This is a genomic window from Azospirillum sp. UFLA03-27 (assembly GCF_059803775.1).
Map to the genome: position 1 here is coordinate 1 of NZ_JAUQTX010000027.1, position 20,229 is coordinate 20,229.

20 protein-coding genes and 1 tRNA gene are annotated in these 20,229 nt (G+C 69.0%); 15 read left to right on the top strand and 6 right to left on the bottom strand.

Annotation, left to right across the window (positions count from 1 at the left end; all coding sequences use genetic code 11):
- The coding region (locus tag Q4I23_RS06410) for an ATP-binding protein (protein ID WP_498525650.1) at window positions 1-1,768 on the top strand (1,768 nt) is incomplete at its 5' end.
- 112 nt (window positions 1,769-1,880) lie between these two features.
- Window positions 1,881-3,173, top strand: coding sequence for a pentapeptide repeat-containing protein (locus tag Q4I23_RS06415; protein ID WP_498525651.1), 1,293 nt, complete (start codon window positions 1,881-1,883; stop codon window positions 3,171-3,173).
- A 57-nt stretch (window positions 3,174-3,230) separates the two neighbouring features.
- On the opposite strand, the gene Q4I23_RS06420 is transcribed toward Q4I23_RS06415, so the two are convergent.
- The 6 genes from Q4I23_RS06420 to Q4I23_RS06445 all read right to left on the bottom strand — a co-directional run bounded on the left by Q4I23_RS06420 (window position 3,231) and on the right by Q4I23_RS06445 (window position 8,529).
- Window positions 3,231-4,031 carry a MetQ/NlpA family ABC transporter substrate-binding protein gene (locus tag Q4I23_RS06420; RefSeq protein ID WP_454017161.1) on the bottom strand — a complete coding sequence of 267 codons (801 nt, stop codon included), beginning with the start codon at window positions 4,029-4,031 and terminating at the stop codon, window positions 3,231-3,233.
- Between the two features lie 10 nt (window positions 4,032-4,041).
- Window positions 4,042-4,710 carry a methionine ABC transporter permease gene (locus Q4I23_RS06425; RefSeq protein WP_104675398.1) on the bottom strand — a complete coding sequence of 223 codons (669 nt, stop codon included), beginning with the start codon at window positions 4,708-4,710 and terminating at the stop codon, window positions 4,042-4,044.
- Window positions 4,676-5,740 (bottom strand): methionine ABC transporter ATP-binding protein, encoded by a 1,065-nt coding sequence (locus Q4I23_RS06430; RefSeq protein ID WP_498525652.1) that lies wholly within the window; start codon window positions 5,738-5,740, stop codon window positions 4,676-4,678. The genes Q4I23_RS06425 and Q4I23_RS06430 overlap by 35 nt, the downstream gene beginning before the upstream one ends.
- Window positions 5,737-7,407, bottom strand: a complete 1,671-nt coding sequence (locus Q4I23_RS06435; RefSeq protein ID WP_498525653.1) for an acyl-CoA synthetase — start codon at window positions 7,405-7,407, stop codon at window positions 5,737-5,739. Before Q4I23_RS06435 ends, Q4I23_RS06430 begins: the two co-directional genes overlap by 4 nt.
- Window positions 7,408-7,475: 68 nt before the next feature.
- Complete coding sequence (locus Q4I23_RS06440) at window positions 7,476-8,255, bottom strand: MetQ/NlpA family ABC transporter substrate-binding protein (protein ID WP_454017158.1); 780 nt, start codon at window positions 8,253-8,255, stop codon at window positions 7,476-7,478.
- A 73-nt stretch (window positions 8,256-8,328) separates the two neighbouring features.
- Window positions 8,329-8,529 carry a hypothetical protein gene (locus Q4I23_RS06445; RefSeq protein WP_498525654.1) on the bottom strand — a complete coding sequence of 67 codons (201 nt, stop codon included), beginning with the start codon at window positions 8,527-8,529 and terminating at the stop codon, window positions 8,329-8,331.
- 550 nt (window positions 8,530-9,079) lie between these two features.
- Here Q4I23_RS06445 and hisG point away from each other — a divergent pair.
- From hisG to Q4I23_RS06510, 13 genes are all read left to right on the top strand, one after another.
- On the top strand, window positions 9,080-9,814 hold the full coding sequence (gene hisG, locus Q4I23_RS06450) for an ATP phosphoribosyltransferase (RefSeq protein WP_498525655.1): 735 nt from the start codon (window positions 9,080-9,082) through the stop codon (window positions 9,812-9,814).
- A complete protein-coding gene (gene hisD / locus Q4I23_RS06455; protein ID WP_454017157.1) occupies window positions 9,798-11,105 on the top strand; it encodes a histidinol dehydrogenase in 1,308 nt (435 codons plus the stop codon). Before hisG ends, hisD begins: the two co-directional genes overlap by 17 nt.
- Window positions 11,102-11,584 carry a UPF0262 family protein gene (locus Q4I23_RS06460; protein WP_454017156.1) on the top strand — a complete coding sequence of 161 codons (483 nt, stop codon included), beginning with the start codon at window positions 11,102-11,104 and terminating at the stop codon, window positions 11,582-11,584. The genes hisD and Q4I23_RS06460 overlap by 4 nt, the downstream gene beginning before the upstream one ends.
- A 16-nt stretch (window positions 11,585-11,600) precedes the next feature.
- Window positions 11,601-12,062: an arsenate-mycothiol transferase ArsC gene (locus Q4I23_RS06465; protein ID WP_237905298.1), complete on the top strand. Its 462-nt coding sequence runs from the start codon at window positions 11,601-11,603 to the stop codon at window positions 12,060-12,062.
- A 135-nt stretch (window positions 12,063-12,197) separates the two neighbouring features.
- Window positions 12,198-14,501, top strand: a complete 2,304-nt coding sequence (locus Q4I23_RS06470; RefSeq protein ID WP_498525656.1) for a hybrid sensor histidine kinase/response regulator — start codon at window positions 12,198-12,200, stop codon at window positions 14,499-14,501.
- 110 nt (window positions 14,502-14,611) lie between these two features.
- Complete coding sequence (locus tag Q4I23_RS06475) at window positions 14,612-15,688, top strand: lysozyme family protein (RefSeq protein WP_454017154.1); 1,077 nt, start codon at window positions 14,612-14,614, stop codon at window positions 15,686-15,688.
- 142 nt (window positions 15,689-15,830) lie between these two features.
- A complete protein-coding gene (gene infA, locus Q4I23_RS06480; RefSeq protein ID WP_014198195.1) occupies window positions 15,831-16,049 on the top strand; it encodes a translation initiation factor IF-1 in 219 nt (72 codons plus the stop codon).
- Between the two features lie 56 nt (window positions 16,050-16,105).
- On the top strand, window positions 16,106-16,711 hold the full coding sequence (locus Q4I23_RS06485) for a Maf family protein (protein ID WP_498525657.1): 606 nt from the start codon (window positions 16,106-16,108) through the stop codon (window positions 16,709-16,711).
- Window positions 16,708-17,964 (top strand): ribonuclease E/G, encoded by a 1,257-nt coding sequence (locus tag Q4I23_RS06490; protein WP_498525658.1) that lies wholly within the window; start codon window positions 16,708-16,710, stop codon window positions 17,962-17,964. Before Q4I23_RS06485 ends, Q4I23_RS06490 begins: the two co-directional genes overlap by 4 nt.
- 3 nt (window positions 17,965-17,967) lie before the next feature.
- Window positions 17,968-18,153 carry a DNA gyrase inhibitor YacG gene (yacG, locus tag Q4I23_RS06495; RefSeq protein ID WP_498525659.1) on the top strand — a complete coding sequence of 62 codons (186 nt, stop codon included), beginning with the start codon at window positions 17,968-17,970 and terminating at the stop codon, window positions 18,151-18,153.
- A gap of 108 nt (window positions 18,154-18,261) precedes the next feature.
- Window positions 18,262-18,337: transfer RNA gene (locus Q4I23_RS06500), tRNA-Phe, on the top strand.
- A gap of 166 nt (window positions 18,338-18,503) precedes the next feature.
- Window positions 18,504-19,481, top strand: a complete 978-nt coding sequence (locus Q4I23_RS06505) for a glycosyltransferase family 10 domain-containing protein (RefSeq protein ID WP_498525660.1) — start codon at window positions 18,504-18,506, stop codon at window positions 19,479-19,481.
- 19 nt (window positions 19,482-19,500) lie between these two features.
- Window positions 19,501-20,223, top strand: a complete 723-nt coding sequence (locus Q4I23_RS06510; protein ID WP_498525661.1) for a hypothetical protein — start codon at window positions 19,501-19,503, stop codon at window positions 20,221-20,223.
- Window positions 20,224-20,229: the final 6 nt, after the last annotated feature.

Sequence of the window (20,229 nt, forward strand, 5' to 3'; positions counted from 1 at the left end):
AGCGTCAGTTGTGGATTCGAGACAGGGGGGTGGCGGCGGGCTGGAACTGGTGCACGGGCAGGTGGACGGGCTGGATTCCATCCTGATGGTCCGCGGCATTCCGGGACGCGGGGGTGCCCTGGAGGGCATGGTCCTGCTGGCGCTTCCCTCCTCCAGCCTGCACACGGTTCTCGATGTCTTCAGCGACGGGCGGCACAGCGTCGCCGGCCTGTTCCGCCTGGACGGCACGCGGCTCGCCGGCAGCGGCGGCAGCGGGATCGGTCCGCTCCCCGCGCTGGACCCCGGGGCGGAGCGCGGTGAGAGCGACTGGTCGCTCGGCGGGCAGGGCGTGGTCATCGGCCTGAAGCGGATGCGCGACTTTCCGGCGGTGGCGGCGGTCGCTCTGCCGCGCGCCGTCGTTCTGGAGCCGTGGAGCAGCCGCCTGCAGCACGGCTTCATGATGGTGGGCGTCAGCGTCATCGCGCTGTTCGGGCTGGCGGCACTCGGCTGGGCCAGCCTGCGGCGCGAGGCGGCGGCCCGCGACGCCCTGCGCGACGCCAACGCCCGGCTGGAGCAGCGGGTTGAGGAGCGCACCGCCGACCTGCGCTCCCTCAATCAGAAGCTGGTCCGCGCCCTGGCCGAGAAGGAGCGCGCCAATCAGGCCAAGGCCCGTTTCCTGTCGGCGGCCAACCACGATCTGCGCCAGCCCTTCCAGGCGCTGCGCCTGTTCCATCATCTGCTGATGGAGCGACTGAAGGAACCGCGCGAGCGGTCGATCGCCGAGAAGATGGGCGAGGCGCTGGACAGCGGGGAGAAGCTGCTGCACGCGCTGCTGGAGGTCGCTACGCTGGACGCCGGGGTGGTCCGCCCGAACATCGCCGAGGTGTCCATCGCCACCGTCCTGGGCGGCGCGGCGTCGGAGTTCCGGGGGCTGGCGGCGGACAAGCAACTGGATTTGCGGGTGCGGGCGTGCGACGCTATGGTGCGCACCGACGCCACGCTGCTGACCCGCATGCTGGGCGACCTGCTGCGCAACGCCATCGCCTACACGCCGGCGGGCGGGGTGGTGGTCGGCTGCCGGCGGCGTGGCCAATGGCTGCGCATCGAGGTGTGGGACACCGGCCCGGGCATCGCGGCGGAGCATCTGGACGCCATCTTCGAAGACTTCGTGCAGTTGGGCAACCCGGAGCGCGACCGCCGCCGCGGCCTGGGGCTGGGGCTTCCCAAGGTGCGCCGCAAGGCCGCTCTGCTGGGCCACGCGGTGGAGGTCCGGTCGCGTCCGGGCCAGGGTTCGGTCTTTTCCATCATGGTCCCGCTGGCGGCCAGCAAATCGCGGACGGACGCGGCGGCCCCGGTGCCCGCCGACCGTGCGGAGGATCCGGCGGCGCGCCTGATCCTGATCGTCGAGGACGACCCGGTGCAGAGTTCCGGGATGCAGCTCCTCTTGGAAAGCTGGGGGCACGACGTGATGGTGGCGGCGGACGGGCCGGCGGCGCTGGCGGCGCTGCGCGCGGCCCCGCGCTGTCCGGACCTCATACTGTCGGATTTCCGCCTGCCGGGTCCGCTGACCGGCGCCGAGACGATCACCCGCGCGGCGGAGCAGGTAGGACGGCCCATTCCCGGCATCATCCTGACCGGCGACACCGGCCCCGAACGCATCCGCGAGGCGGTGGCCGCCGGCTGTCGCCTGCTGCACAAGCCCGTCACCCCCGACGTGCTGCGCGACGCGCTGAACGCGCTGGGGGCGGAGCGCGTGCCGGTGCGGCAAAGCCAGTCGTCAGCGGCGTGAAGGCCGGAAGGCGTTTTCCCCGGCAGGAAAAGCATCCCATTGTGGGTTGCATTAATCATTCGTGAAGGCTGCCAAGGGTACTCTGAAACCGTGATCGGAGGCGAACACGGCCATGCAGCAGCGTCCTCTCACCCGTCTGGATCAGGTCCAGCTCGACGCGGTTGTGCGCCGGCACGAGATGTTCCGGAACGCCCGCATCGGCGGGGCGCGGGCGACGCTGTCCTTTTTCGACCTGAACGGGTTGGACCTCACCGGGCGTGACCTCGCCCACGCCGATTTCGTCGGGGCCAGCCTGCGCGGCGCCGATCTGGCCGGGGCGCGGCTGGATTGCGCGTCGATGTTCGCCACCGACCTGCGGCTGGCCAATCTGGAGAACGCCAGCCTCATCAAGACCGACCTGCGCGGCGCCTGCCTGCGCGGGGCCATCCTGATCGGCGCCAACCTGTTCGAGGCGGACCTGCGCGACGGCTCGCTGGCGGAGAAGGACCGTGACGGCAGCCTGCGCATCATCCAGGTGGAGGACCGGCCGACCGAGGCGTCGGGGGCCGACCTGTCCGGCGCCAATCTGACCAACGCCCGGCTGTCCGGGGCCATGGCAATCCACACCGACTTCACCGACGCGCTGATGCGCGGGTGCAAGCTGGTCCGCGCCACCATGCGCGGGGCCAATTTCACCGGATCGAACCTGGAAGGGGCGGACCTGTCCGGGGCCGATCTGCGCGGCGCCTGCCTGCGCGGCGCGGTGCTGACCGGTGCCACCATGGTCATGACGGAGCTGGCCGACGCCGACATGGAGGACGCCCTGACCGACGATCCGGTCGGCCGCGTCGTCGCCGAACTCGGGCGCCCGCTGGACGAGCTGCTGCACGAGCACATCCGCTGGGTCGGGTCGAGCGGGGCGGAGGGAACGGCGCTCGACCTCTCGGGCTTCGACCTGCGGCACGCCCCGTCGCTGGCCCACACCTGCCTGACCATGCTGCGGGCGGTCGGGGCGACCCTGTACGGGCTGGACCTGACCAGCGTGCAGCTTCAGGCCGCGGTGCTGGAGAAGGGCGACCTGCGTCTGGCCAAACTGATCAACGGCGACCTGCGCGGCGTGAACCTGCGCCTCGCCAAGCTGAACAACGCCGACCTGCGCAAGGCCAACCTGCGCCCGCTCTATTTCGACGAGAGACGGTCAATGGCCTCCGACCTGTCGGGCGCGCGGCTGCGCTACGCCGACCTGCGCGGCGCCTGCCTGCGCGAGGTGAATTTCGCGGGGGCTGATCTGTCCTTCGCCAACCTGTCCGGCTGCGACCTGACCAACACGGACCTGACCAACGCCCGCATGTTCGGGGCGAAGCTGGAGCGTCGCGCTCTTTCCGACGGGGCGATTCTCGACGGTGTGGCGGGGCTCAAGTTTTAAGGAAAAAGGCCCTTCCTCCGGCGGGAGGAAGGGCCTTTCTTGCGGAGCCGGCGGCGATTACCAGGCCGGAACCACCGCACCCTTGAAGCGGTCGAGGATGAACTGCTTCACCTCGTCGCTCTGGTAGACCTTCACCAGCGTGGCGACCCACGGCTTGTCCTGGTCGACCTTGCGGATGGCGATGACGTTGGCGTAGGGGCTCTCGCTGGCCTCGCGGGCGATGGCGTCCTTGTTCGGGTCCAGGCCGGATTCCATGGCGAAGTTGGTGTTGATGACCGCCACGGTCACGTCGTCCAGCGAGCGCGGAAGCTGGGCGGCGTCCAGTTCCAGGATCTGGAGCTTCTTCGGGTTCTCGGAGATGTCGAGCGGCGACGCCTTCAGGCCGGCGCTCTCCTTCACCTTCAGCAGCCCCTTGGCCTGGAGCAGCAGCAGGGCGCGGCCGCCGTTGGTCGGGTCGTTGGGGATGGAGATCTTGGCGCCGTCGGGCAGCTCGTCCAGGCTCTTCACCTTCTTCGAGTAGACGCCCATCGGGAAGATCACCGTCTTGGCGACGCTGACCAGCTCGTAGCCGCGGTCCTTCACCTGGTTGTCCAGGTAGGGCTGGTGCTGGAAGGAGTTGGCGTTCAGGTCGCCCTGCGACAGCGCCTGGTTCGGGATGACGTAGTCGGAGAACTCCAGCACCGTCAGGTCGAGGCCCTCCTTGGCGGCCAGCGGCTTGACCTTCTCCAGGATCTGGCCGTGCGGGCCGGGGGTGACGCCGATCTTCAGGGCTTCGGCCGACGCGCCGACGGCGGTCGCCAGGGTCGCGATGCCGGCCACCAGACCAAAGGCCGCGCCGAGCACACGGTTACGGAACATCTCCAACTCCTCAGGACTTCAGGTTGCGTTTGTTGACGCGGCGGGCGATCCAGTCGCCCGTCGATTGAACGATCTGCACCAGCACGATCAGCACGATGACCACGGCCAGCATCACCTCCGGCAGGAAGCGCTGGTAGCCGTAGCGGATGCCGAGGTCGCCCAGCCCGCCGCCGCCGACCGCGCCGACCATGGCCGAATAGCCGATCAGGCTGACCACCGACAGCGTCAGGCCCAGCGCGATGGCGGGCATCGCCTCCGGCAGCAGGACCTTGCGGATGATCTGGAAGGGCGTGGCGCCCATGGACTGCGCCGCCTCGATCAGGCCGCGGTCGACCTCGCGCACGGCGCCCTCGACGATGCGGGCGATGAAGGGCACGGCGGCGACCGTCAGCGGCACGATGGCCGCGGCGGTGCCGATGGAGGTGCCGGCGATCAGCCGGGTGAAGGGGATGATCGCCACCACCAGGATGATGAAGGGGGTGGAGCGCGTCATGTTCACCAGCACGCCGGCGACCCGGTTGAAGGCGAGGTTCTGCAGCAGCTCCCCCCGGCCGGTGACGGCCAGGAGCACGCCCAGCGGAAGGCCCAGCGCCGTGCCCAGGAGGCCCGACACCGCCACCATGTAGAGCGTGTCGAGAAGCGCCTTAAACAGCAGCGCGTAGATTTCCGGGGACAGCATGACCGAGCACCTCGACACCGAGCTTGTTGACGTTCAGGAGGCTGATGGCCGCCTCGATGGACTGCGGGTTGCCGATGGCCTCAACCACCAGCGTTCCGAAGGGCGCGCCCTGGATCTCGTCGATCTGGCCGTGCCAGATGTTCAGGTCCAGGTTCAGCTTGCGGCTGATCGCGCTGATCACCGGGGAGGTCGCGCGCTCGCCCGTGAAGGTGATGCGCAGCACCATGTTCGACCCCGGCACCGGCGTGGCCGACAGGCGGGCGCGCAGACTGTCCGGGATGCCGCGGTTGATCACCGGATCGACGAAGGTCTTCGTCGTCTCGTGCTTCGGGTGCGCGAAGATGTCGAAGACCGGCCCCTGCTCGATGATCCGCCCGTTCTCCATCACCGCCACCTTGTGGCAGATCTCCTTGATGACGGCGATCTCGTGGGTGATCAGGACGATGGTCAGCCCCAGCCGCTTGTTGATGTCGGCCAGCAGATGGAGGATCTGGGTCGTCGTCTCCGGATCGAGGGCGGAGGTCGCCTCGTCCGACAGCAGCACCTTGGGCTTGCTGGCCAGCGCGCGGGCGATGCCGACGCGCTGCTTCTGCCCGCCCGACAGCTCCGCCGGGTAACGGTCGCGCTTGTCGGTGAGGCCGACGAGGTCGAGCAGCGGCTCCACCGTCTCGCGGATCTGCGCCTTCGCCACCCCGGCCAGCTCCAGCGGCAGGGCGACGTTGTCGAACACCGTACGCGAGGACAGCAGGTTGAAGTGCTGGAAGATCATGCCGATGCTGTGCCGCGCTTCGCGCAGATCGCGCGGCGACAGGGCGGTGACGTCCACCCCGTCGACCAGCACGCGGCCCGACGTCGGCTTTTCCAGCAGGTTCACGGTGCGCAGCAGCGTGGATTTGCCGGCGCCCGAGCGCCCGATGATTCCGTAGATCTCGCCGCGCCCGATGGTAAGGTCGATGTCGGCGAGCGCCTGGACTGGCAGCCCGGTGCCGCGGGACGGATAGGTTTTCTGAAGCTGTTCGAAGGTTATCATACGCTCTTGGCCTCCCGACGTGCGCCCAGATCGCGGGCGGCGTCGCGCAGGACGGTCTTCTGGATTTTACCGGTCGATGTCTTCGGCAGGTCGCTGAACACGACGGTGCGCGGCACCTTGTAGTGCGCAATGCGGTCGCGGCACCATTGAATTATGTCGGACTCAGAGGGGCGCTCCGCGCCGGGCTTCACCGTGACGAAGGCGCAGGGGCTCTCGCCCCAACGGTCGTCGGGGCGGGCGACCACGGCGGCCTCCAGAACGGCGGGGTGCCGGTACAACGCTTCCTCCACCTCCAGGGACGAGATGTTCTCGCCGCCGGATATGATGATGTCCTTGCTGCGGTCCTTCACCTCGATATAGCCGTCGGGGTGCAGCACGCCCAGGTCCCCGGTGCGGAACCAGCCGTCCTTCAGCGCCTCCTTCGTCGCCGCGGGGTTCTTCAGATAGCCCTTCATCACCGTGTTGCCGCGCAGCGCGATCTCGCCGATGGTCTGGGCGTCGGCGGGGACCGGCCGGCCGGTCTCGCGGTCGAGCACGGTGGCGTCCTCCACCGCGACGTGGTTCACCCCCTGCCGCGCGAGTTGCAGCGCCAGCCCGTCGGCGTCGAGATGCTCCCAGCCGTCCTGCGGGGCGCAGACGGTGGCCGGGCCGTAGCATTCGGTCAGCCCGTACATGTGCACCACGTCGAAGCCGAGCGCCGCCATGCCGGCCAGCACGGCGGACGGCGGAGCGGCGCCGCCGGTGCCCACGACGACGCGGCGGGGGGCGGGCCGCCGCACCGATGCCGGGGCGTGGATCAGCATGTTCAGCACGATCGGCGCGCCGCACAAATGGGTGACGCCCAGCTCCGCGATGGCGTCGAAGATCGCCGCCGGCTCCACCCGGCGCAGGCAGACATGGGTGCCGCCCGCGGCGGTGACCGCCCAGCTGTAGGTCCAGCCGTTGCAATGGAACATCGGCAGCGTCCACAGGAAGACGCTCTCGGGCCGGACGTTCAGGGTGAAGGCGTTGCCCAGCGCGTTCAGATAGGCGCCGCGGTGGTGATAGACGACGCCCTTGGGGTTGCCGGTGGTGCCGCTGGTGTAGTTCAGCGCGATGGCCTGCCACTCGTCGCCCGGCCCGTGCCAGGGGGCGGGGTCGGCGGCGGCGAGGAAGTCCTCATACTCCACGGCACCCAGCGACGGCGCGTCGGGCGCCTGCTCGTCGGCGATCTCCACCAGCGTGACGGGGCGCTCCGTCCGGGCGAGCGCGGCCCTGGCGACCGGCGACAGTTCGCGGTCGACGAGCAGGAGCGCCGTCTCGCTGTGGTCCAGGATGAAGGCGATGGCCGCGGCGTCCAGCCGCGTGTTCAGCGCGTTCAGGACCGCGCCGGCCAGCGGCACCGCGTAATGGGCCTCCAGCAGCGCCGGGACGTTGGGCGCCAGCACCGACACCGTGTCGCCGCGCCTCACCCCGGCCCGCAGCAGCGCCCCGGCGAAGCGCCGCACCCGGTCGTGGAACTGCGCGTAGGTGATGGTGCGGCGGCCGTGGCGGATGGCCGGCTTGTCTGGATAGACCTTCGCCGCGCGTTTCAGGAAGCTGAGCGGGCTGAGCGGGACGTGGTTCGCGGGGTCGGGGGCGAGGCCACGGTCGAAGATCGAGGCGGTGCGGCTGAACTGGCCGGTCATGACGGAGCTTCCTGAAAAGAAAGGCCCCTCTCCCCTTCAAGCGGGGAGAGGGGATGGACAGAGGGCAATCACCAAGTCGGGATGATGGTGCCGTTGAAGCGCGTGTTGATGAAGTCGCGCACCTCGGCGGAGCGGTACAGTTCGATGAAGCGCTTGATCGCCGGGTCCTCGGCGCGGTCCTTGCGGACGGCCCAGATGAGGTGCCATTTCGACTGGTCGTCTTCCAGAACCAGGGCGGTCTTCGGAGACAGCCCGGCCAGGACCGCGTAGTTCAGCGTGATGACCGAGGCGTCAACGTCGTCCAGCGAGCGCGGAAGCTGAGCGGCGTCCAACTCCACCAGCTTGATCTTCTTCGGGTTGGACGCGATGTCGGCGATGGAGGTGTTCAGGCCCGCCCCGTCCTTCAGCCCGATCACCCCGGCCTTGGCCAGCAGGAACAGCGCACGGGCGCCGTTGGTGGGGTCGTTGGGGATGGAGACGCTGGCCCCCTCCTTCAGGTCGGCCAGCGACGACACCTTCTTCGCGTAGATGCCCATGGGTACGACGATGCTCTTGGCGACCGGCACGATGTCGTAGCCACGCTGCTTGATCTGGTTGTCCAGGAAGGGCTGGTGCTGGAAGTTGTTGGCGTCGATGTCGCCGGACTGGAGGGCGGCGTTGGGCATGTTCCAGTCGGTGAACTCGATCACCTCCGCCTTCAGGCCTTCCTTGGCGGCGATCTTCGCCGTGTACTCCAGGATCTCGCCATAGGGGCCGGCGGACACGCCGAGCTTCAGAGCCGCGGCGCCGGCGCCGGTGGAGACGGTGAGAAGGGCGGCGGTGACAATGGACGTCAGAAAGGCTTTCACGGAACGGGTCCTCTATGCGCGGTGTGGAATGGCCTGGTCGGGCGATGGAGTGTTGTGAAATGCAGGCGCGCGTTCAGCGCCGCCGCACGCCGGAGCGTCGGGCTGCCAACTGCTTGGCGGCGCGCTCGGCTTGTCCGACGTTGCGGAAGGTCTTGCGGTCCAGGTCCCTGAAGGACCAGTCGGACACGAAAAAGGTGAAGCCGCCCTGGCCGGCGACGACGATGCCGGCGGACTGGCCCTGAACTTCGATGGCGTAGGCGTTGGAGGTGCTCATGACGGCGTTCTCCCTCGGCCCGCGGCGCTGCGGCGCGCGGGCTTCATGCGGATCGGATGCTGGACGGAACGGGTGGGCGCGCTGGGGTCAGCGGCGACACGAGGCGTTGCGCATTCGGCAACACAGGCCCATCGCAGTGCCGGTCCGATCGGCGGGGGAGGTGAGGGGCATCATGGTCATTCCGGTCACTCCTGTCAGAGTTCCACGACCGGTATCGTGGCGCTTTAGCGTTTGGTGACGCGGCGCAAGCTGGCGATCAAATTGCCGCGGGGCGCCCCCCTTGGGCGTCCGGGGATTTATCTACAATGTTGATGGGCATTCGGTCAAGGAGAAAAATGAAAAAGAATATGTGAAATGACGTGTACAACAAAAATTATAAGTTCAATATTTTTGGGAGGGAGATAGGGAAGAGGTGCCCCGCCCCGATGGATGGAGTTCCCGATTTCCGCGCCCGACAAAGCCGCCCTGCGCCGCACTACGCCTCCTAAGACCGTGACGGCGGCGCGGAATGTGGTATATCCGGGCAGCGGTTCAGCCCGAGGAGAGTTCTTTGCCCGCCGATACCCGTGCTCTTGGCGCGCCGGCGCCCAGCACGCCGGCCGATGCGTCGTCGAACGCGTCGGCCAGTCAGCCGCTGGTTCTGGCCCTGCCCAAGGGACGCATCCTGAAGGAGCTGCGCCCGTTGCTCGCCCATGCCGGCATCGAGCCGGAAGCGGCGTTCGACGACGCGGACAGCCGGCTCCTGCGCTTTGCGACCAACATCCCGAATCTCAGCATCATCCGCGTCCGGTCCTTCGACGTGGCGACCTTCGTCGCCTTCGGCGCCGCCCATCTGGGCGTGGCCGGCAACGACGTGCTGATGGAGTTCGACTATCCGGAAATCTACGCGCCGCTCGACCTCGGCATCGGAAAGTGCCGCCTGTCGGTCGCCGAACCGGTCGAACTGGGGGAGAGCGACGATCCGTCGCGTTGGAGCCATGTGCGCGTCGCGACCAAATACCCGGAGGTCACCAGGAAGCATTTCGCGGCGCGCGGGGTGCAGGCGGAGTGCGTGAAACTGAACGGCGCGATGGAACTTGCCCCGACCCTCGGCCTGTGCCGCCGCATCGTCGATCTGGTGTCCACCGGCTCGACGCTGAAGGCGAACGGTCTGGTGGAGATCGAGCACATCGCCGACGTCACCTCCCGCCTCATCGTCAACCGGGCCGCCTTCAAGACGCGGCCCGAGGAGATCTCCGGCTGGATCGACCGCTTCCGGGAGGCTGTGAATGCCCGTCAGGCTTGATGCCCAGGACCCCCGCTTCGCCGAAGGCTTCGAGGGGCTTCTCCACGCCAAGCGCGAAACCAGCGAGGACGTGCAGGTCCTGGTCGCCGGCGTCATCGACGACGTGCGCAAGCGCGGCGACGCGGCGCTGATCGACTACACCGCCCGCTGGGACCGCCAGACGCTGACCCCCGCCACCCTGCGCATCTCCCAGGAGGAGGTCGACGCGGCGGTCGGGAAATGTGGCGACGACCTGCTGCGCGCGCTCGACACCGCGGCGGAGCGCATCGAGAGCTTCCACCGCCTCCAGGTGCCGGAGACGACCGACTACCGCGACGCCCAGGGCGTGCGGCTGGGCGCCCGCTGGACGGCGGTCGGGGCCGCCGGCCTCTATGTGCCGGGCGGCACGGCGTCCTACCCCAGCTCCGTCCTGATGAACGCGCTGCCGGCCAAGGTCGCGGGGGTGGAGCGCATCGTCATGGTGGTGCCGACCCCGGACGGGGCGATCAACCCGCTGGTCCTGGCCGCCGCCAAGCGCTGCGGCATCACCGAGATCTACCGCATCGGCGGCGCCCAGGCCGTGGCCGCGCTGGCCTACGGCACGGAGACCATCGCGCCGGTGGACAAGATCGTCGGCCCCGGCAACGCCTTCGTCGCCGCCGCCAAGCGGCTGGTCTACGGCACCGTGGGCATCGACAGCATCGCCGGCCCGTCGGAGATCCTGGTGGTCGCCGACAACCGGAACGACCCGGCCTGGATCGCCATGGACCTGCTGTCCCAGGCGGAGCACGACACCTCGGCCCAGTCGATCCTCATCACCGACGACCCGACTTTCGCCGACGCGGTGGCGGCGGCGGTGGACCGGCATCTGGAGACGCTGCCCCGCGCCGCCATCGCCGGGGAGAGCTGGCGGGAGCACGGCGCCATCATCGTGGTGCGCGACCTGCTGGCCGAGTCGCCGGCCCTGATCGACCGGCTGGCGCCGGAGCATCTGGAACTGGCGGTGGAGGACCCCGACGCGCTGGCCGCGAAGGTGCGCAACGCCGGTGCCATCTTCCTCGGCCGCTACACGCCGGAGGCCATCGGCGATTACGTTGCCGGCCCGAACCACGTCCTGCCGACGGCGCGCTCCGCGCGCTTCTCCTCCGGCCTGAACGTGCTCGATTTCATGAAGCGGACGACCTTCGTCGCCTGCGATGCGGACAGCGTGAAGGCGATCGGTCCGGCGGCGGTGACGCTGGCCCGGTCGGAGGGTCTGGACGCGCACGCGCTGTCGGTGGCGCTGCGCCTGCCCGGGGGAGGTCAGGGGTGAGCACGAAGGGCAACCGCCGCATCGTCCACGTGACGCTCGACGAGAAGACGGTGATCCGGCGCAAGCCGGAGGTGGAGCACGAGCGCGCGGTTGCCATCTTCGACCTGCTCGAAGACAACGAGTTCTTCCCCTGCGACCATGCCGACTCCGGCCCCTATCACCTGCATCTGTCGATCGAGGACAACCGGCTGGTCTTCGACGTCCGGCGCGACGACGACAGCGCGCTGGACAGGATCACCCTGCCGGTGACCGGCTTCCGGTCCGTCGTCCGGGACTATTTCCTGATCTGCGAAAGCTACTATCAGGCGATCAAGCGCTCCACGCCCTCGCAGATCGAGGCGATCGACATGGGGCGCCGCGGCCTGCACAACGAAGGATCGGAGATGCTGCGCGAACGGCTGGCCGGCAAGGTCGAAATGGATCTCCAGACGGCGCGTCGGCTGTTCACGCTGATCTGCGTCCTCCACATCCGCGGCTGACGGGGTCGGGCGGCGCATGGCCCCGGTGCTGCAACCGCTCCCCGTGACGAGCGTGTTGTTCGCCTGCACCTACAACATGATCCGCTCGCCGATGGCGGCGGCGATCATGCGGCATTTCCATGGCACGCGCGTCTATGTCGACTCGGTCGGCGTGCGCGAGGGGGACGAGGTCGACCCCTTCGCCGTGGCGGTGATGGAGGAGATGGGCATCGACCTGTCCCGCCACCGCTGCCGCAGCTTCGAGGATCTGGAGGACACGAATTTCGACCTGATCGTGTCGCTGTCGCCGGAGGCACAGCACCGCGCCATCGAGATGACCCGCACCATGGCGTGCGACGTGGAGTTCTGGAACACCTTCGACCCGACCCTGGTGGACGGCAACCGCGAGGCCATGCTGGAGGCCTACCGCAAGGTCCGCGACGGGTTGCTGGGCAGGATCAAGGAACGGTTTCCATTGTCCCGCGGCCCGATGGTGTGACCATCCGCCGGTTTGACGGCGGGATTATGTGAAGTCCTTTTTCAAGGATGGGTTGAGGTGCTATTGAGATGGGTCATCGAACGACGTGTGCCCCTCCACCTAGTCTCTAGAGACCCTTGAGAGGTTCTCCGCCTGATGCTCGCCGGTTTGCCGTCCCGCCTGTTTCGTGCCACCGGTCTGCGGAGTCTCCGTCTGCGTCTGATGGGCGTCGTGCTGGCGTCCCTGGCTCTGCCGTTGGCCGGGGCGCTGTACTTTTTCGACCAGCAGCTCGACCAGCGCCTGAGCAGCGCCCAGGAACTGGCGCGGCACCTGACCGAGGACGGGGTGGAGCGGCAGCGCGACCTGATCGGCGAGGCGCGGAACCTGCTGAGCGTTCTGGCCCTGGTGCCGGCGGTCCGCGACGCCGACCACAGGGACACCGACGCCTGCGTCGCCACGCTGGCGCCGATGCCGCGGCAGCACCGCTGGACGACCGGCGTGTGGGTGACCGACCCGAACGGCCTCCTCATCTGCGACACGACCGGCCCCGGCTCCGGGATGAGCCTGCGCGAGCGCGAGTATTTCCAGCGGGCGCTGGACACCAAATCCTTCGTGCTGAGCGAGGTGGTGATCGGCAAGCGTTCAGGGAAGCCGCTGATCCTGGCGGTGCAGCCGGTGCTGGTGAATGGTGAGGTTGAGCGGGTTCTCGGGGTGGCGATCGACCTCGCTTGGTTGACCGATCTGGTGAAGGTGACGAAGCAGGACGATGCGCGCATTCTGGTGCTCGACCGTCGCGGGGTGCTGATCGCCCGCCAGCCCGATCCGGAAGGCTGGGTCGGGCGCAGTCTGATGGATTTCCCATACATCAAGCGCATGCTGACCGAGGGCAGCGGCGTGTTCGAAAGCGAAAGCGCTGACGGGCGCACCCGCATCTGGGCTTTCCGCCATTCTCCGGAAACCGATACCGTCTTTGCCGTGGGCATGCCGACCGAGCCGATCGTGGCGGACGCCCAACGTGACCTGCTGCGCGGGCTGGTCCTGCTCGGTATCGCCGGGCTGTTCAGCGTGGCCGCGCTCTGGTCTCTGCTCCACGCCTCGGTCCTGCGCTGGATGCGCGTTCTCAGCCAGGCGGCGACCCGGATCGGGGCCGGCGACGTCGGGACCGTGGTGGAGGCCCACGGCGCGCCCGACGAGATTCGGCTGGTGGCCAACGCCTTCAACGACATGTCGGGCCGGCTGAAGCGGCGCGAGCAGGAGCTGCGCGCCGCCATGGAGGAGGCCCGCGCCGGCAGCCGCGCCAAGGAGGATTTCCTGGCGACCATGAGCCACGAGATCCGGACGCCGATGAACGGCGTGATCGGATTCGCCGACATGCTTCTGGAAACGCCGCTGACGGCGGAGCAGCGGCGCTACGCCTCCCAGGTGCGGGAGGCCGGGCGTTCCCTGCTGACCGTCATCAACGACGTGCTGGACCTGTCGAAGCTGGAGGCGGGCAAGCTCGATCTGGTCCGTGTGCCGTTCCGACTGGACGATCTGGCCGACCGCTGCCAGGCCATCGTACGGCTGGCCGCCGAGCAGAAGGGGCTGGAGATGCACACCTCCGTCTCCGCGGCAGCGCGCGGCTACGTGCTGGGCGATCCCGATCGGGTGCGCCAGATCCTGCTGAACCTGCTCGGCAACGCGGTGAAGTTCACCGACACGGGCAGCGTCCGCCTGACCGTCAAGGCCATGGGGGATGAGGCCGGCCCGCGCCGCTACACCTTCACCGTCAGCGACACCGGCATCGGCGTGCCCGAAGACCGCCAGCGCGAACTGTTCCAGCGCTTCAGCCAGTTGGACCGCGGGCGCGGCGGCACCGGGCTGGGGCTGGCCATCTGCCACCGTCTGGTCGAGCTGATGGGCGGCGAGATCGGCGTGGAAAGCCGCCCCGGCGTCGGCAGCACCTTCTGGTTCAGCCTTCCGCTGCAACCCGCCAGCGCCCCGGAACGGGACGACCAGGACGGCGGTGCGCTGAACCACCAGCCGCCGAGCCGCGGCGCGCGCATTCTGCTCGCCGAGGATCTGGCGATGAACCGCGATCTGGTGATCGCCATGTTGACCCGGGCCGGTCACCATGTGGACGCGGTGCCCGACGGCGCCGCCGCCGTGACCGCGGTGCAGGAGCGCGTGTACGACCTCGTCCTCATGGACGTGCAGATGCCGGTGATGGACGGGCTGGAGGCGACGCGGCGCATCAGGGCGCTTCCCGGCGTGCTGGGCCGCATCCCGATCCTGGCCCTGTCGGCGGGCGTGCTGGCCGTGGAGGTGGAGCGCTGCCGACAGGCCGGGATGGACGATCATCTGGCCAAGCCCTTGGAGAAAAGCCGGCTTCTGGCCGCCGTCGACCATTGGAACGGCGAGGGGCGGCGAACGGCGGTTGATGTCGGCCCCATCCGCATGGCCGACACGCCAAGCGATTGAATCCTCCGCGCCGATCCCGGCCAATGATTAAGAAAAATTAAGGCCTTTGTGCTAAAGCTGCGGCGAAGGGTTCCGCGGGAGCGGTTCCGGTCTGACGGTTCCGGTGTTCCATGAAGGTCGCGCTGCCTCCACTCGTCCCGCTTCCCGAGCGCAAGCCGGATGTTCCCGCGCCGCCGTCCTCCACGGGCGCCGCGTCGGGCGGGTCGTTCCAAAGCGCGCTGGCGGATGCCCAGCCGGTTCCCCGCGGGCGATTGACCAACGGGCAGAAGGTGCCGCCCCTGCCGGCCGCGAAGCCGGAGGCGCCGATCCAACTCGCCGACGGAACCCGCGTGCCGTTTCCCGCCCGCAAGCCCGAGGCCGCCGCGATGGCTGCTGCGTCAGGCACCCAATCGACGGTGATCGGCGCCGCGCTGGCGAACAGCCCCGCCGCCGGGCAGGTGGTTCTAGCGGCCCAGCAGGTCGCCGGCCTGTCGGGCCACAGCTTCACCGCCATTCTCGCCCAGGCGACCCAGGAAAGCGGGCTGGATCCGGCGGCCCGCAACCGCTCCAGCTCCGCCGCCGGTCCGTTCCAGTTCCTGGAGCGCACCTGGCTCGACCTGTTCCGCCGCCATGGCTCCGCCTACGGCCAGGGAGAACTGGCGAGCGCGATCCAAAGCCGCAACGGCATCCCCTCGGTCAAGGACCCGGCGGTGCGCCGCCAGATCCTGGCGCTGCGCCACGACGTCGACCTTTCCGCCGGCATGGCCGCGCGCTACCTGTCCGAGGGCCGCGACCGGCTGGAGGAGCGGCTGAAGCGCCCAGTGTCGGAAACCGAGAGCCGCATCGCCTATGTGCTGGGCGTCGGCGGAGCGGCCAAGCTGATCCGTGCCGCCGAGTCGTCGCCCAGGGCCGCCGCGGCGGAGCTTCTGCCCGCTGCGGCGCGGAGCAACCGCGGCCTGTTCTACGACCGCGCCTCGGGCCGGGAGCTCACCGCGTCGGAGACCGTCGCGCGGCTGACGCGGCGCATGGACACCGACCAGAAGGAGATGTTCGAGCGTATCGCGCAGGCCGCGGAACCCCGTCTCCGGCTCGATGGCGGCCCGTCTCCGCTCAGTTCTTTCCAGTCGGCGGCGCTTGGCGGCACCGCGGGCATGGACGCGGGCGGCGCGTCGGAGTATGAAAACGGCGACGGAAACCCGCTCGGCTGAACCGCCGGCTGTTTCCGTCCCATCTGGAAGGCTTTGGCCAACCCCCACGCCGGAGGCTCACTGCCCCCGGTGGAATCCCCCTTGACCGGGCGGCTTCGGGAGGTCAGTTATTGCCTCGAAACTGTTACGGACTTAAGGGGCTATGGCTAAGGAAGATCTGATCGAGTTCTCCGGAACCGTCGTCGAGCTGCTGCCGAACGCGATGTTCCGTGTGAAGCTCGACAATGAGCATGAAGTGCTGGCGCACACCTCCGGCAAGATGCGCAAGAACCGCATCCGCGTGCTGGCCGGTGACCGCGTCAACGTCGAGATGACGCCCTACGACCTGACCAAGGGCCGGATCACGTTCCGGTTCAAGTGATTGAACCGGTTTCCCGCGTTGAACCGGTTTCCACCGTCGGCCATCCTCCCCGCGTTATGAGCACCGAAACCACCCACCGGCTCGTGCTGGCGTCCGCCTCGCCCCGCCGGCTCGACCTGTTGCGCCAGATCGGCGTGGTGCCCGACGCGGTCGACCCCGCAGACATCGACGAATCGCCCCTGCCGCGGGAGCTTCCGCCCCAGCACGCGCTGCGTCTGGCCGGCGAGAAGGCCTCTGCCGTGGCTGCGCGCCATCCCGGCGCCTTCGTGCTGGCCGCCGACACGGTGGTCGCCTGCGGCCGCCGCATCTTGCCCAAGGCGGAGGAGGAGAAACAGGCACGCGCCTGCCTCGCCCTGCTGTCCGGACGGCGACACCGGGTGTTCGGCGGGGTCGTGCTGCTGTCGCCCACTGGGGACGGGGAGGCGCTGCGCCGGTCGGATCGGCTGGTGCGCACCGACGTGACCTTCAAGTCGCTGTCCCACGAGGAGACCGAGTCCTACATCGCCTCCGGCGAATGGCAGGGCAAGGCCGGCGGCTACGCGATCCAGGGACGGGCGGCGGCCCATATCCGCTGGATCGGCGGCTCCTACAGCAACGTGGTCGGGCTGCCCCTGTTCGAGGTGGCGGCGCTGCTGCGCGGCGCGGGGTTCCCGCTGCCGTGAGCGGCCCGGCGGGCGGGACCGGATCGGACATCCTCATCGACCGCGATGGTCCACTGACGCGGGCCGCCGTGCTGACCGGCGGCCGGTTGACCGACCTCTACATCGACCATGCCGAGCGTCCGTCCCTGCTGGGCCATGTGTTCCTCGGCCGGGTGGAGCGCATCGCGACGGGGCTGGATGGCGCTTTCGTCGATCTCGGCACCGGCAAGTCGGGCCTGCTCTCCGCACTGGACGCCCGCGGGCCGAAGGGGCGCCCCAAGGCCAAGGGCGAGCGGATCGGCAACCTGCTGCGCACCGGCCAGACCGTGCTGGTGCAGGTGAAGGCTGACGCCACCGGGTCCAAGGGGCCGTCCCTGACCATGGACATCACCCTACCGGGCCGTTTCCTGGTGCACGCGCCGCTGGGCCGCGACGTGGCGGTGTCGAAGCGGCTGGGCAGCGGGCCGGAGCGCACCGAGCTGGCCCGCCGCATCCAGGACATCGCCCCCGGCGCCGGCTGGATCGTCCGGGCGGGCGCCGCTACGGCACCGGACGGGCTGCTGGCCGCGGAGTCGGACGCGCTGCATCTGGCGTGGCGGTCGATCCGCGACGCGGCGGAGCGGGGCGGCGGACCCTCATTGCTGCTGACCGGCCCCGACGCGCCGCGCCGCGCCCTGATCGAGCATGGGGCGGCTGCCCCGTCGCGGATCATCGTGGACGACGCGGCTCTGGCCCGCGACCTCGCCGGCTGGTGCGCCGACCGCGCGCCGGATCTGGAGGAGCGGGTGGAGCCGTTCGACGCCCGCCTTCTTGCCGCGCCGTCAGACGGTCGGCAACGGCTGTTCGACCTGCGCGACCTCGACGCTGAAATCGAAACGCTGCTCGGTACGCGGGTGCCGCTGTCCGGCGGCGGGTCGCTGGTCATCGAGCGAACCGAGGCGATGACCGTTGTGGACGTCAACGCGGGGGAACGCGGCAACCCGCTGGACGTCAATCTGGAGGCGGCGGTGGAGATCGCCCGGCAACTGCGCCTGCGCAACGCCGGGGGGATCGTCGTCGTCGATTTCGTCAACATGCGCAACCGGGGCGACGCCGAACGGCTGCTGAACGCCCTGTCCCGCGCGGTGGAGGACGACCCGGCTCAGACCCAGGTCTATGGTCTGTCCAAGCTGGGTCTGGTGGAGATGACCCGTGCCCGGCGTGGCACGGCCCTGGCCGAACTGCTGGGAACCGTCCGCCTGGACTCCAACCGCACCGGCGCGGCGGAGGATTGAGCGATGAACGACAACCGCAAGCCTGTCGAAAAAGCCTGCCCGATCTGCGGCCGTCCGGCCGTGGAGGAGACCAAGCCCTTCTGCTCCAAGCGCTGCGCCGACGTGGATTTGTCGCGTTGGCTGGGGGGCGTCTACCGCATCGAAAGCCCCGACCGCCCGGACGCCGAGGAGGCGGACGAGCGGGAGTGACGGGGCGGCGGATTTCTGCATTTTAGGGCTGGACAGGCCCGGCGAATTTGCCTACAAAGCGCGCCTCGACGCGCCTCGACGCGCCGCGGTCTCCGCCGCGGCCTCGGTGCCCAGGTAGCTCAGTTGGTAGAGCAGGGGACTGAAAATCCCCGTGTCGGCGGTTCGACTCCGTCCCTGGGCACCACTTCTTCCCTTCGTGGGGTTGTGGTGTTTCGAACGCTCCGTCATCCGCGGGGCGTTTTTTGTTGTCCGCGCCGCGTCACCCGGCCCCGCCGGCGCGCGGAAGGGGTGGCGTTCGCGTCGCGGCGACCGTATCGTGCGTCGCGCAACGATCCGGCACGGATGGCGGGATGCTCGATCAGCGGACAAGCGCGTTTCTTGAGGAATTCCTGGCGAAGTCCGGAGGCGACCCGGAACGGCTTGACCGTTTCCTGCTCCATGGCCCGTACCGCGGCCGGCGCGGCGGCCGGACCCGGCTGAAGCTGGCCTTCCACGACTTCTGGCCGGAGTTCGACAAGGGGACGAACTTCTTCATCGAGATCCTGTCCAGCCGCTTCGACCTGTCGGTGGTCGAGGACGACAGCGACCTCGCCATCGTGTCGGTCTTCGGCGGGCGGCACCGTGAGGCGCGCAGCCGGCGCACCCTGTTCTTCACCGGGGAGAATGTACGCCCGCCGTTGGACGGTTTCGACATGGCGGTGTCCTTCGACCGCGTCGAGGACCCGCGCCATTACCGCCTGCCGCTCTACGTCATGCACGCCTATGAGCACATGCGGGAGGGGGCGGTGCCGCATTTCTGCTCGCCGGTCCTGCCGCCGGTGCCGCCGACGCGGGCGACCTTCGCGGAGCGCGGCTTCTGCGCCTTCCTCTACAAGAACCCGAACGGCGAACGCCGCAACCGCTTCTTCCCGGCGCTGGACGGGCGGCGGCGCGTCGATTCGGTGGGCTGGCACCTGAACAACACCGGCAGCGTCGTCAGGATGGGCTGGCTGGCGAAGATCCGCGTCTTCGAGCGCTACCGCTTCGCCTTCGCCTTCGAGAATGCCAGCCATCCCGGCTATCTGACGGAGAAGATCCTCGACGTCTTCCAGGCCGGGGCGGTGCCGCTTTACTGGGGCGATCCCGACCTGGAGCGGGAGGTGGCGGCCGGCAGCTTCATCGACGTGTCGCGCTTCGCCACGGACGAGGAGGCGGTGGACCACATCCTGGCGGTGGATGACGATTACGACGCCTATTGCGCCCACCGCGCCGTGGCGCCCTTCCTGGGGACGGAGGAGTTCCATTTCGACGCCTACCGCCTCGCCGACTGGATCGAAAGCCGGCTGTGACGGTCGGGGAGGGGGAGCGATGGCGCGGGTGCTGCTGAACTACGCGGACGGGGACTTTCTGGCGGCGCAGAAGCGCAACGCCCGCAGCGGGATGGAGATAGGCGGCTTCGATTCGGTGGCCATGCTGGGCCGAAGCCACATCGATCCGGCCTTCGTCGAGCGCAACCGCTTCATCCTCGACCAGCCGCGCGGCGCGGGCTATTGGCTGTGGAAGCCCTGGGCCATCTGGACCCTGCTGCGCGACCATCTGAAGGACGGCGACGTGCTGTTCTACTGCGACAGCGGCGCCCATTTCGTGCACCGTGCCGACCCGGTGATCGACCTCTGCCGGGAGCGGCGCGATCTGCCCATCCTGCTGTTCACGCTGCAGGACGAGTTCAAGAACCGCGGCTGGACCAAGCGCGACTGCTTCCATTTCATGCGGCTGGACCGGCCCGAATACACCGACGCCACCCAGATCCTGGCGAGTTTCATCGTCTGCGAACGGACGTCGGACACCATCGCCTTCGTCTCCGAATGGCTGCGCTTTGCCCAGGACGAGCGCATCCTCACCGACGCTCCGAACGAGTGTGGCAAACCCGACTACCCGGAGTTCCGCGACCACCGGCACGACCAGAGCATCCTCAGCCTGCTGGCCCGCCGCCGCGAGGTGAGCACGATTCCCGACATCTCGCAATGGGGCGACGACCGCCGCCCGCCGGAGATCCCACGCATCCTGCTGCACACCCGCCAGCGGGACTGAGAGGGC

Excerpts from the sequence above, each read along its gene's own strand:
- Q4I23_RS06415 (WP_498525651.1), top strand. The coding sequence starts at position 1,881 with ATGCAGCAGCGTCCTCTCACCCGTCTGGATCAGGTCCAGCTCGACGCG.
- Q4I23_RS06420 (WP_454017161.1), bottom strand. The coding sequence starts at position 4,031 with ATGTTCCGTAACCGTGTGCTCGGCGCGGCCTTTGGTCTGGTGGCCGGC.
- Q4I23_RS06425 (WP_104675398.1), bottom strand. The coding sequence starts at position 4,710 with ATGCTGTCCCCGGAAATCTACGCGCTGCTGTTTAAGGCGCTTCTCGAC.
- Q4I23_RS06430 (WP_498525652.1), bottom strand. The coding sequence starts at position 5,740 with ATGATAACCTTCGAACAGCTTCAGAAAACCTATCCGTCCCGCGGCACC.
- Q4I23_RS06435 (WP_498525653.1), bottom strand. The coding sequence starts at position 7,407 with ATGACCGGCCAGTTCAGCCGCACCGCCTCGATCTTCGACCGTGGCCTC.
- Q4I23_RS06445 (WP_498525654.1), bottom strand. The coding sequence starts at position 8,529 with ATGAGCACCTCCAACGCCTACGCCATCGAAGTTCAGGGCCAGTCCGCC.
- hisD (WP_454017157.1), top strand. The coding sequence starts at position 9,798 with ATGCCCGTCAGGCTTGATGCCCAGGACCCCCGCTTCGCCGAAGGCTTC.
- Q4I23_RS06465 (WP_237905298.1), top strand. The coding sequence starts at position 11,601 with ATGGCCCCGGTGCTGCAACCGCTCCCCGTGACGAGCGTGTTGTTCGCC.
- Q4I23_RS06470 (WP_498525656.1), top strand. The coding sequence starts at position 12,198 with ATGCTCGCCGGTTTGCCGTCCCGCCTGTTTCGTGCCACCGGTCTGCGG.
- Q4I23_RS06475 (WP_454017154.1), top strand. The coding sequence starts at position 14,612 with ATGAAGGTCGCGCTGCCTCCACTCGTCCCGCTTCCCGAGCGCAAGCCG.
- infA (WP_014198195.1), top strand. The coding sequence starts at position 15,831 with ATGGCTAAGGAAGATCTGATCGAGTTCTCCGGAACCGTCGTCGAGCTG.
- Q4I23_RS06485 (WP_498525657.1), top strand. The coding sequence starts at position 16,106 with ATGAGCACCGAAACCACCCACCGGCTCGTGCTGGCGTCCGCCTCGCCC.
- yacG (WP_498525659.1), top strand. The coding sequence starts at position 17,968 with ATGAACGACAACCGCAAGCCTGTCGAAAAAGCCTGCCCGATCTGCGGC.
- Q4I23_RS06505 (WP_498525660.1), top strand. The coding sequence starts at position 18,504 with ATGCTCGATCAGCGGACAAGCGCGTTTCTTGAGGAATTCCTGGCGAAG.
- Q4I23_RS06510 (WP_498525661.1), top strand. The coding sequence starts at position 19,501 with ATGGCGCGGGTGCTGCTGAACTACGCGGACGGGGACTTTCTGGCGGCG.